10 protein-coding genes and 1 pseudogene are annotated in these 10,475 nt (G+C 61.7%); 8 read left to right on the top strand and 3 right to left on the bottom strand.

All coding sequences use genetic code 11. The features are described 5' to 3' along the window. Positions 1-44 precede the first annotated feature (44 nt). Positions 45-1,784 (bottom strand): sensor histidine kinase, encoded by a 1,740-nt coding sequence (locus QT222_RS13510; protein WP_491477465.1) that lies wholly within the window; start codon positions 1,782-1,784, stop codon positions 45-47. Between the two features lie 96 nt (positions 1,785-1,880). Between QT222_RS13510 and QT222_RS13505 the strand changes: the two genes are divergently transcribed. The 3 genes from QT222_RS13505 (at position 1,881) to QT222_RS13495 (ending at position 5,469) form a co-directional block, all read left to right on the top strand. Further along, on the top strand, positions 1,881-3,194 hold the full coding sequence (locus tag QT222_RS13505; protein ID WP_491477464.1) for an NAD(P)/FAD-dependent oxidoreductase: 1,314 nt from the start codon (positions 1,881-1,883) through the stop codon (positions 3,192-3,194). Between the two features lie 137 nt (positions 3,195-3,331). Next, positions 3,332-3,985, top strand: coding sequence for a TetR/AcrR family transcriptional regulator (locus tag QT222_RS13500; RefSeq protein ID WP_491477463.1), 654 nt, complete (start codon positions 3,332-3,334; stop codon positions 3,983-3,985). Continuing rightward, entirely contained in the window at positions 3,985-5,469 is a 1,485-nt protein-coding gene (locus QT222_RS13495) for an MATE family efflux transporter (protein ID WP_004059761.1), read from the top strand. Before QT222_RS13500 ends, QT222_RS13495 begins: the two co-directional genes overlap by 1 nt. Before the next feature lie 48 nt (positions 5,470-5,517). Here QT222_RS13495 and QT222_RS13490 read toward each other — a convergent pair whose 3' ends face one another. Next, on the bottom strand, positions 5,518-6,120 hold the full coding sequence (locus tag QT222_RS13490; protein ID WP_004059762.1) for a DUF6149 family protein: 603 nt from the start codon (positions 6,118-6,120) through the stop codon (positions 5,518-5,520). 132 nt (positions 6,121-6,252) lie between these two features. Between QT222_RS13490 and QT222_RS13485 the strand changes: the two genes are divergently transcribed. From QT222_RS13485 to QT222_RS13465, 5 genes are all read left to right on the top strand, one after another. Next, positions 6,253-7,161: a winged helix-turn-helix domain-containing protein gene (locus QT222_RS13485; RefSeq protein ID WP_491477462.1), complete on the top strand. Its 909-nt coding sequence runs from the start codon at positions 6,253-6,255 to the stop codon at positions 7,159-7,161. Positions 7,162-7,250: 89 nt separating this feature from the next. After that, entirely contained in the window at positions 7,251-7,649 is a 399-nt protein-coding gene (locus QT222_RS13480) for a hypothetical protein (RefSeq protein WP_491477461.1), read from the top strand. Positions 7,650-7,752: 103 nt separating this feature from the next. Then, complete coding sequence (locus tag QT222_RS13475) at positions 7,753-8,994, top strand: NAD(P)/FAD-dependent oxidoreductase (RefSeq protein ID WP_004059765.1); 1,242 nt, start codon at positions 7,753-7,755, stop codon at positions 8,992-8,994. A 227-nt stretch (positions 8,995-9,221) separates the two neighbouring features. Beyond that, entirely contained in the window at positions 9,222-9,461 is a 240-nt protein-coding gene (locus QT222_RS13470) for a DUF7979 domain-containing protein (RefSeq protein WP_137685680.1), read from the top strand. 247 nt (positions 9,462-9,708) lie between these two features. Then, a complete protein-coding gene (locus QT222_RS13465; RefSeq protein ID WP_491477466.1) occupies positions 9,709-10,104 on the top strand; it encodes a DUF7124 domain-containing protein in 396 nt (131 codons plus the stop codon). Between the two features lie 163 nt (positions 10,105-10,267). On the opposite strand, the pseudogene QT222_RS13460 reads toward QT222_RS13465, so the two are convergent. Further along, positions 10,268-10,475 (bottom strand): annotated as a pseudogene (locus QT222_RS13460) (NifU family protein); the annotation flags it as partial.

Genomic DNA, 10,475 nt, shown 5'->3' with positions numbered 1-10,475 from the left:
GTGTAATTCTACTCACCAATCCAATCAGTCAGTCAGCCGTCCAGCTATTCGGTCGCTTCTCGTTTCTCTGCGGCCACGGCCTCCGGTTCGGCTGCTACGTCGGTGAACTCGAACCGCGCCCCGCCGGACGATGACGCCACGAGGTCGACTGACCAGCCGTGGGCGTCGGCGATTGATTTGACGATAGGAAGGCCGAAGCCGGTGCCGTCTTCGTGTGTCGTGTAGCCACGTTCGAACACGTTTTCTCGCTCCCGCTCGGGGATTCCGGGACCGTCGTCTTCGACGTAGAACCCGTCGTCCAGCGCACCGACAGTAACAGTGATTGAGCGGTCGTCGGACGCGAACTCGTCTGTCTCACCGTGTTCTACCGAGTTCCGAAACAGGTTTTCGAGCAGTTGGCGGAGTCGCCCCCGGTCGGCAGCAATCGTCCGGTCCAGTCGAACATCGAGCGTGGCGTCGCCGACGGCGGTACTGTCCCATGCCTCCTGTGCGACCGTCTTCAGGGCAACCGGTGTCACGTCCGTCAGTGTCTCCCCCTGCCGGGCGAGCGTCAGCAGGTCTTCGATGATTGTCTCCATCCGGTCGTGGGCTTCTTCGACCCGTTGGAAGTACTGGTCGTCACCGGTCTCCTGTGCCAGTTCCAGATAGCCGCAGGCGACCGTAAGCGGGTTTCGCAGGTCGTGGGAGACGACCGAAGCGAACTCATCGAGGCGCTCGTTCTGGCGCTGGAGTTGTCGTTCGCGCTCCGTACGCTCAGTGATGTCGCGGACGAGAACGAGTGTTCCCGTGGTCAGCGACTCCTCGCCGAGCGGTGTCGTCTCCACCAACAGGTCCCGTTCCTCGCCGTCGAGTGTGACCGTCGCCTCCGCGTTGGGAGTTGCAGGAAGCGCAGCAACGACTTCGGGTAACAACACGTCGTCGACCAACTGCCCGTATGACCCTTCGAGCGAACGGGTGAGGAGTCGCTCACTCGCTGGATTCGCATCGAGCACTCGCCTGTCGTTGTCGAGGACGATGGCGGCGTCGTGCATCGACTCGATGACGGACTCCCATGCGACCGGAACGAGCGTGAACAGTCGGTGTCGGAAGACACTCCACGCGACGGCTGCCGAGGTGAGCGAAAACGCCAGTGCGGGGAGGTTTAGGCCCGAAACGGGACTCAGGTCGGTGATGTAGATGATGCCACCAGCCGCAGGGATGAGACCGCCGACGAGCAACCCGAGTGTCTGTTTTCGATGGATTCCACTAGCACGGAAGAGCGTCCGAACGAGGATGCCGACGCCCGCGAAGACGAGTACGTACGCGTAGATGATGTAGACAGTGAACGCGACGCCGTGTTCGTTCACGAGGACGACGTACCCAGGCTGCGTGGAGAGCCGCAGGTCGGTCCAGATGAGTTTGTGCCACTGGTTCGTCAGGACGAGTCCGATTGTGACGACAGGGACACTCCCGAGGGCCGCCCACGCCGACCGCGGCAAATCATCAAATCCGGCGTGACGCATCACGTACGCGAACCACAGCAACGGGAGCGGCGCGATACCGAAGTAGCCGAGTTGGTTCAAAAGCACCTTGGTCGCGAAGCCGGTTCGGGAGAGTTCGAGCGCGTACAGCCCCATCCAGAGCCCCGATGCGAACAACAGGAGTGCACCGAGTGCCGCGCCCGGGATGAGGCGGCGTTCCGTCTGGCGGTGGAGAAGATACAGTCCGAGGGCTACGAAGAGACCGGCACCGACCCCAAGCGGAATCGTGTACGGCGTAGCCTGCCATTGAGACGCGCCCTGCATGCTCCGCACTCTATCGACCGGGGTTAAAATTCCCCCGTCGAAACCGGCACTGACCACATCAGAAAGGACTTTCCGCCGCACATCGAAATCCGGGCTATGATAGGTATCGTCGGCGGCGGCATTGCGGGTCTCGCTGCGGCGCACCGACTCCGTAACCGGGGTCACGACGTTCGAATCTTCGAGGCGGCCGACTCACTCGGCGGCCTCGCGGCCACCTACGAGACGAAAGGCGCCGACATCGAGCGGTACTACCATCACCTCTCGAAATCCGAAGAGACCATCGTCGAACTCGCCGAAGAACTCGGCCTCGGCGACGACTTAGAGTGGCGCATCGGCAAGAACGCCTACTACGTCGACGGAGTAGCCCACCCGCTGGACACCGCGTGGCAAATCGCGGCCTATCCGCACATGAGCTTCTACGACAAGTTCCGCCTCGGAATGCTCACGCTCGGTGTCGACGTTCGCGGCGGGATTCCGGACGTCAACGCCTACGAGACGCTCTCGGAGTACGAACACACGCCCATCAAGGATTTCGTCGTCGAACACACGACGGAGGGCGTCTACGACAACTTCGTCGACCCGCTCTTGGATGGGAAGTTCGGCGAGCGCAAACACGACGTGTCGGCGGCGTGGTTCCTCGGACGCGTCCGTTTCCGCGGCGAGCGTGACCTCCTCCGCGGCGAGAAACTCGGGTACTTCGACGGCGGTTTCGAGCCGCTTATCGACGCCCTCGTAGGCGCGGTTGGCCGCGAAAACATCCAAACCGGCGCTCGCGTGACTGAACTCGACACCGACGGCGAGGAAGTAAGCACGTTGACCGTCGAAACAGAAGACGGAACCGAAACCCACGAGGTCGATTCGGTGATTGTCGCGACGAGGCCGAACGTGCTCGACGACCTGACCGGATTCGAGTGCGACATCGACTTCCAGGGCGCAGTCTGCGGCCTCGCGACGATGTCCGAGTCGCTGATGGACACCTACTGGCGCAACATCGCCCGCGACGCGCCCTTTGGCTCGCTCATCGAGCACACGAACTTCATCCCGAAAGAGCGCTACGGCGGCGACCACCTCCTCTACATCGCAAGCTACGTACAGGGACCCCACGAGGACCTCTGGCAGATGGACGACGACGAAGTCTACGACGTGTGGTTCGACGAAATCGAATCCATGTACCCCGACTTCGACCGCTCGGCCGTCGAGGAGTTCCGCGTCTCCCGGAACCCCCGTGCCGGGCCGGTGTACGAACGCGGCTACCTCGACCTCGTCGTTCCCTACGACCTCGCAGACGACGTCGCCGAGGGCGTCTACTACGCCGGAATGGCGTCCGAAGCGCAGTACCCCGAGCGCTCGCTGAACGGCGGTATCGTCGCGGGCTACGAAGTCGCCGACCGAATCGTCGACCGACTGTAATCGGCTGCTCTCTCGGCGTACGTCCCGATTTGCGTTTTCCATGCGTCCACCGCGAAGCGACAGCTCATACCACGCTTACCGGCAATCTGTTTTCTATTCGAAACCCCTTTTGAACTCGCTGACTGACTAGTCAGTTAGTGAGTTCTGACGAAACGTCTGACCAATCGGTCCCCGACGACGTTCACCAAACGTTGATGGAGGCGACCTATCGGGCGCTGTGTGCCCACGGGTACGCCGATTTGACGATGCAACGAATCGCCGACGAGGCTGGAAAGAGCAAGTCCCTCCTCCACTACCACTACGGGACGAAGCGCGAACTACTCGTCGCGTTTCTCGGCTTCCTCTTCGAGCGCTTCGAAAAGCGGGTCGAAGCGACCGAAGGCGACGCTCCTGAGGAGCGACTTCGATTCCTCCTCGACAAGATGGTCCCGGACGAGGACGACGACGGCGAGTACGACCGCTTCGGTCTCGCCTTGGCGGAGATTCGGACGCAAGCACCCTACGTGGAGACCTACCGCGAGCAAATCGCCCAGAGCGAGGCGGCAATTCGCGGGCGGTTCGCCGATGTCATCCGCGACGGTATCGAACAGGGCGTCTTCCGCGAGGTCGACGCCGACCGCACGGCGACGCTCCTCTTCGCTGCGCTCGACGGTGCACGACTGCAACGGGTCGTCGTGGCCGAACCGACGGCGGAAGGTGATCGAACGCCCGCACACGAAGCGCCGCACGATGTGCGCGCCGCGCTCGACGAGTTCGTCGTGTCGCACCTCGTCCGCGAGGAGGGAACCTGATGAGCGCGAAACCGAAGGACGTCGACCTCGTCGACGGCGACCTCGTCAAGCCGATGTTGGTGCTGTCGCTTCCAATCGTGCTCTCGCAGTTGATGCAGGTCGCGTACAACCTCGCGGACACCTTCTGGGTCGGCCGCGTCGGTGCCGATGCGGTCTCGGCCCTCTCGTTCTCGTGGCCGCTCGTCTTCCTCATGATTTCTTTCGGCGGCGGGTTCACCGTCGCCGGGACGGTGCTGGTCGCTCAGAACAAGGGCGCAGGTAACCACGACCAGGTCAACCGCGTCGCCGGACAGACCCTCGGGTTCGTCATTCTCCTGTCGACCGGGTTCGCCATCCTCGGCTACTTCCTGACGCCGATACTGCTCCCGCTCATCGGGACGACGCCGGGAACACAAGTTCACCGCCTCTCGGTCGACTACACGCGAACCATCTTCCTCGGTGTCGCGTTCATGTTCGGCTTCTTCATCTTCCAGGCGCTGCTCCGCGGATGGGGTGACACCAAGACGCCGATGTATCTGATGGCGTTCGGTGTCGTCCTCAACGTCTTCCTCGACCCGTTTCTTATCCTCGGGTTCGACGCGAACCCCGTCTTTGCGGTGCTCGGTCTCGACGGCCTCCGCCAGTGGCTCCTCGTACAGACCGGCTTCCACGGATTCGGCGTGCAGGGCGCGGCCATCGCCACGGTGTTCTCCCGCGGCGTCGGCGCGCTCGTCGGTTTCTGGCTCCTCCTGTCCGGTCGGGTCGGCATCGACCTCTCGCCCCGTGACCTCGTACCGGAGCGCGAGACGGTCGAGAAAATCGTCCGCATCGGCGCACCGTCGAGCATCGAGCAATCGACCCGCGCGCTCGGCGTCACCGCGCTCACGGCGCTCGTCGCCTACGCTGCCGTCAACGCGGCCGGTGTCGACACCGAAACAGCCGTCGCCGCCTTCGGTATCGGGAACCGCCTCAACTCGCTCGTCTTCCTCCCGGCTATCGGGCTTGCACAGGGGGTCTCGACAGTGGTCGGGCAGAACCTCGGTGCCGACTACGCCGACAGGGCGGAGCGCGCCGTCTTCTGGGCGGTCGGCATCATCGCGGGCACACTGGTGTTCGTCTCCGCGGTGGCGTACCTCTTCGCCGAACCCATCGTTGCGGTGTTCATCCCCGGTGAGCAGGCGGTCATCTCTATCGGCGTCGAGTATCTCAGAATCATCGGTCCGACGTTCCTCTTCCTCGGGGTGTTCAACGTCGTCAACGGCGGGTTCCGGGGGAGCGGGTCGACCCGAACGGCGATGACGTTCTCGCTCATCTCGCTTTGGGTACTGCGCATTCCGGCGTCGTTCGTCCTCGTCGAGTTCTTCTCGATGGGACCGACCGGTATCTGGTACGGTATCGCCTTCTCGAACGTCGCGGCGGCGTTCCTCGCGTTCGCGTGGTTCACGCGCGGAACGTGGAAAGAAAGCGTCGTCGACGCCGGCCCTCGCGTGCCGAGCGACGACTGAGGTCTTCGCCACTACGCCTCCGACCAGTGGTCGGGGTTGAACGCTCTGTTACGCGGTTTCTTCGTCGGCGTTGTCGACTTCTTGCATGCCGGGTGCAGCCGTCACGTCCACGTCGTCCGGTTCTTCAGTGCCGCCGACATCGACATCGCCGCTCTCGTCTTCGACGTACACGTCGTCGGCGAAGCCAGCCTCTGCGTGCGGGTGTTCTGGGTCGTCTAATTTCTCCAACGTCGCGGGTGCGTCCGGAATGTCGATAGTCCGGAACTCACCCAGCGGGTTGGCGATGTCGATGTCGTGGCGCTCGAAGAACTCCCCGTAGCGCTCGTAGTGAGCTTCTACCTCGTCGACCGGGAACTCCATCATCTCGGTCCAGCCGTGGTTGTAGAAGTCGAAATTAGATTGGATGTGAGTTATCTCGCGCGCCTCGGCCTCGGAAAAACCGGCGTCTAACGCTTCGAGGTAGGTGTCGAAGGTGCACTCGAAGAACGCCGCCATGTGGGCTTCGCGCTCTTCTCGGTGGTCTGGGTCCGCGCGCTCGCCGAAGATTCGGACGTGGAGATTCACCATCTTCTCGGTGGCGATGTCACCGATGACCGGCATCGTGAGGGCCTTCTTCGTCGCAAAATGACGAATGTTCTGGCGAATTTTCATTTCGTCGTCGGCTTAGGGTCGGATACACCTAAAGACCACGTCTCTTGAAGGTCGAATGTCCGGCCGCGTTCTCCGTCATACTGAACGAAATTTCACGACCTATTTAATGTGATTCGTCCACATGCATCGAGTATGAGTAATTCCGCATCCGTCCACGAGGACTCCGTCCTCGACTGTGACGACTGTCTCTCCCCCGCCGAAGCCTTCGCAATCGTCGCCGACGAGACTCGACTGACCATTCTCGAAGCGCTCTGGGAGTCCCCGGACCGTCCCGTCTCGTTTTCCGACCTTCGTCGACGGGTCGGCGTCGACGATAGCGCGCGGTTCAACTACCATCTCGGGAAACTCCGCGGCCAGTTCGTCCGCAAAACCGACGACGGCTACGACTTCCGCCACGCCGGTGAGAAGGTCGTCCGCGCCGTATTGGCCGGAACGTTCAACGAAGACCCGGTCCTCCCGGCATTCCCCGCACCCGGGGCATGCGTCTCGTGCGGTGGGTCACTCGAAGCCGACTACGGCGACGAGAAACTCACCATCTCGTGCGCCGACTGCGCACGAGTTCACGCGCACGAGGAGTTCCCACCCGGCGGACTCGAAGGTCGGACCTCGGACGCACTTCTGTCGGCGTTCGACCAGCGGGTTCGCCACCTCCACTGTCTCGCCGCCGACGGCGTCTGCCCGGAGTGCGGCGGAACGACCGGAACCAACCTCTCGCGTGACTCCGAACCGTTCGACCTCGACGTGGTCGTGACCCACCGCTGCGCACAGTGTGCCTACGAAGCTATCTCGCCCGTTGGACTGGTCCTTCTCGATGAGTCCACCGTCCTCGGGTTCCTCTCCTCACGCGGGAACGACGTGTGCGGAACGCCCTTCTGGCAGTTCCCGTGGGTCGTCGGCAACGACGCCCTCACCGTGGTCTCGGACGACCCGTGGCACATCCGCGTCCGTATCGAATACGGCGACGAGGCGCTCGTCGTCGACCTCGATGAGTCCCTCCTCGTTGTCGATTCGACCGTCGAACCTATCGAAGCAACTGCATAAACTCGGTACGGTAAGTCGGCTTACAAAAAATATCATTCTGATTACCCTTTTGGTAGCAGGAGTCGTTCGTCTAGTTGAGAAGAACCACGATGACGCACGACAACCACCCCGGAGTTCCTGACGCAGTGGACACGCAACCGAACAGACAGGACACGCCGCCAAACGAACTCGACACGCACGCGAAGACTGGACATCGCTCACTCGCGGAGACGGCGCTCCTCTCGCTTGCAGCAGGTATCGGTATCGTCGCGGCAGCAGTCTCTGCGGCCCTTGTCGCTCCCTTCGCTCCGGTACTCGGGCTGGTCACGCTATTCCTCGGCTGGCCAGTCGGGTTCGTTGCGACGGTGCTCGCACTCCGCAAAGCCACTCACGCAGTCGTCAAAAGCGGCGTTCCCGCGCTCGCTCGTGGGGCACTCCGTCGTCGCCGCATCCCTGACCCCGTCGTAACTGACGGCGGCTGTCCGGGCGAGCCGTGTGACTGCCAGTAACCGCTGTTCTGCTCGCAGATTCCGTTTCGGAGCCGCTTTTGACTTTTAAACAATCATGAGGGAGATAGCAATCCACATTAACCCCGAATACAAACGTCGGGTCATGAGTCAATCGTACGTGATCGTCGGCGACGGTGTCGCCGGGGCCTCAGCGGCTGAGACACTCCGCGAAGAGGAACCCGACGCCGACATCACCATCATTACGGACGAGGGTGAACCACTGTACAATCGTATTCTGATCAAAGAATTCGCCAAGGGCAAACTTCCCGAGGCACCCATCTCCATCCACGAAGAGTCGTGGTACGACGACCGCGACGTAGACCTCGTCCTGAATACGCTCATCACGGATATCGACCCCGAAGGACACACCGTCACGGCTCACGACGGTACCGAGTTCGACTACGACAAGCTCCTCCTCGCTATCGGCGGCACGCCGACGCAGCTTCCCGTCGAGAACTCCGACGCAGACGGTATTCACCACTTCTGGACGTTCCAGGACGCCCGCGACATCAAGGACCACATCGAGCAGGCCGACAACTCCGTCGTTATCGGCGCAGGTCTCCTCGGTATCGACCTCGCGGCCATCACCGCCGCACAGGACGTCGAAGGCAAGTATCTCATGCGCGGGAAGGCGTGGTGGCGCTACGCACTCTCCCAAGACGGTGCGGAGATTATCCACAACGCCCTCCGCGAGCGTAACGTCGAACCCGTCTTCGACTCCGGCGTCGACCACTTCGAAGTCGACGACGACGACCGTGTCACGACCGCTGTCGACCCCAATGGCGACCGCTACGACGCCGACTTCGTTGGTATCGCTATCGGCCTGAACTTCAATACGGAGATTATCAAGGGGACCGGTATCGAGTACGACAACGGTATCTACACGGACGAGTTCATGTGTACGAGCCACGAGGACATCTTCGCGGCCGGTGATATCACCGAGTTCCACGACCTTATCCTCGGCGAGCGCGCCCAGAACGGTGCGTGGGGCTCCGCCAAGGAACAGGGCACCATCGCGGCCAAGAACATGGTCGACTACGGCTCCGAAGAGTTCCGCTGGGTCTCGTCGTACTCCATTACGCACTTCGACTTCCCGTTCCTCTCGTTCGGTCACCCGACCCTCGGCGACGACCACGTCGAAGCGAAGTACTCCGACACCGAATGGCGGCGTCTCGCCATCAAGGACGGCAAAATCGTCGGTGGCGTCCTCATCGGCGACCTCTCGCCGCAGACGAAGTACAAGAAGCTCATGCGCGAACAGGTCGACATCAGCGGACAAAAAGACGTCCTGATGAAACAGGACTTCGAGCTGGACGACCTCGAAGGCGCAGCAGCAGAACAGTAACCGGGTCGACATACCCCGTTATTTTCATCTCGCACAGCCGCGACTGCGTTCGTCTCGACTGACTCTCTCGGAGACTCACGGTTTTCGCCGCAGTTCGCATCTTTGCGACTGCCTGTCTCTTCTCCGATTCCTGCTTTGCTCAACCGAGAATCGCGGTTTGTTCCCCGCCGTAGTACGAACATCGAATATACCAAACATTTATGTTATTTACTGATGTGTGTTATCACATGTCATCAATGGATGGACAGCCAACGTCTGCTACAGACGTCACTACGACGCCGACTGTCGTCCCCGTTACTGATGTTCCCAGCAGTGCCCGCGTGCACCACTTCGACGAATTGGGCGAGCGGACACAGGACGCACTCTTGACTGCACTCCCGACGGGAGAACTCGACATCGACCCGTCGACCACACGCCTCTCGCGTGGCGATGTCGTCGTATTTACCGAATACGTCCGCATTCAGTGAACTCTCCGGGTGTTCTCCGCGGAGTGTCATATCTTCGAGATCAGTCAGACGTGAGTCTCCGGTAGACTCGTCACAGCAACACTCTCCACCACCACGTCGTCGGTCGTCCGAATCGGCTTTCAGCCCCCGGCTCTCGGCTCCCCGGCTGTCGGCCAACCCACTTCTCGGCTGACGGCGAGGACCGAAGTGGTTTTCCACGCTTCGCTGCATATCGGCGGGTATGGCAGCAGGTGGCGGACAAGGGACGATGACGCTCGCGTTCGAACTAGAGGCACTCAAACACCTTGCAGACCCGAACGCGGCGTTTTCGGACGCCCGGACGTGGACGAAGTACGTCGGCGTGGTGAGCGAAAAGCCCACCTACGTTGTGACCAACTTCACTCGGAAAGAGCGCATCCGTCAGGATTTCTTCTCCGGGCCACGCGGCGTCGGAGAGAGCCTCGAAAACGTGATGCGCCAGTTCGACACCGACAGACACGTCTTCATCGGCACGTCCGACGAGGACCGTGAGATGGCCGAGGAGACCGGTTGGGAGTATCTCGCCGTCGAAGACGCCGCCGAGGCCGCCGAGTGGGCGCTCGCCGATGACGACGAACCCGTCGAAGACCCCTTCGAAGACGACGGCCGCGACGACTGGCCGTAGTCGGAAAACGACAGCCATCGTCGGGGAGACAGCAGCCCTCGTCGGGATACAGCGCCGTAGCGGTCCGCGTTCTGGCCGTTTCGGTCTCGCTTCAAAGTCTACTCAGCGACAGCACTCCGTGTGCGCAAGTATCGAATAGAATACGAAGTGAATCCGGAATCGCTCAGAACGGTGGGGAGTAGTCTTCGTACTCCTCCATTTCTTCCATATCTTCTGTCTTGGTTGGCATCACGGCGGCGCGCGGGCCGCCCGCCCGAATCACGTTCACTTTCGAAATCTCTTCGAGTTCGTCGGGCAGTCGGTGTTTGATTGCGTTCATCGTCATCGGTGCGATACCACATCCGGAGCACGCACCGCCGATGGCGACGGTC

The sequence above is a fragment of the Haloferax sp. s1 genome (genome assembly GCF_058382125.1).
This window is presented reverse-complemented; position numbering and strand designations above follow the sequence as displayed.

What these genes read in the sequence shown, in the direction of transcription:
- QT222_RS13510 (WP_491477465.1), bottom strand. Translation starts at nt 1,784, where the DNA reads ATGCAGGGCGCGTCTCAATGGCAGGCTACGCCGTACACGATTCCGCTT.
- QT222_RS13505 (WP_491477464.1), top strand. Translation starts at nt 1,881, where the DNA reads ATGATAGGTATCGTCGGCGGCGGCATTGCGGGTCTCGCTGCGGCGCAC.
- QT222_RS13495 (WP_004059761.1), top strand. Translation starts at nt 3,985, where the DNA reads ATGAGCGCGAAACCGAAGGACGTCGACCTCGTCGACGGCGACCTCGTC.
- QT222_RS13490 (WP_004059762.1), bottom strand. Translation starts at nt 6,120, where the DNA reads ATGAAAATTCGCCAGAACATTCGTCATTTTGCGACGAAGAAGGCCCTC.
- QT222_RS13485 (WP_491477462.1), top strand. Translation starts at nt 6,253, where the DNA reads ATGAGTAATTCCGCATCCGTCCACGAGGACTCCGTCCTCGACTGTGAC.
- QT222_RS13480 (WP_491477461.1), top strand. Translation starts at nt 7,251, where the DNA reads ATGACGCACGACAACCACCCCGGAGTTCCTGACGCAGTGGACACGCAA.
- QT222_RS13475 (WP_004059765.1), top strand. Translation starts at nt 7,753, where the DNA reads ATGAGTCAATCGTACGTGATCGTCGGCGACGGTGTCGCCGGGGCCTCA.
- QT222_RS13470 (WP_137685680.1), top strand. Translation starts at nt 9,222, where the DNA reads ATGTCATCAATGGATGGACAGCCAACGTCTGCTACAGACGTCACTACG.
- QT222_RS13465 (WP_491477466.1), top strand. Translation starts at nt 9,709, where the DNA reads ATGACGCTCGCGTTCGAACTAGAGGCACTCAAACACCTTGCAGACCCG.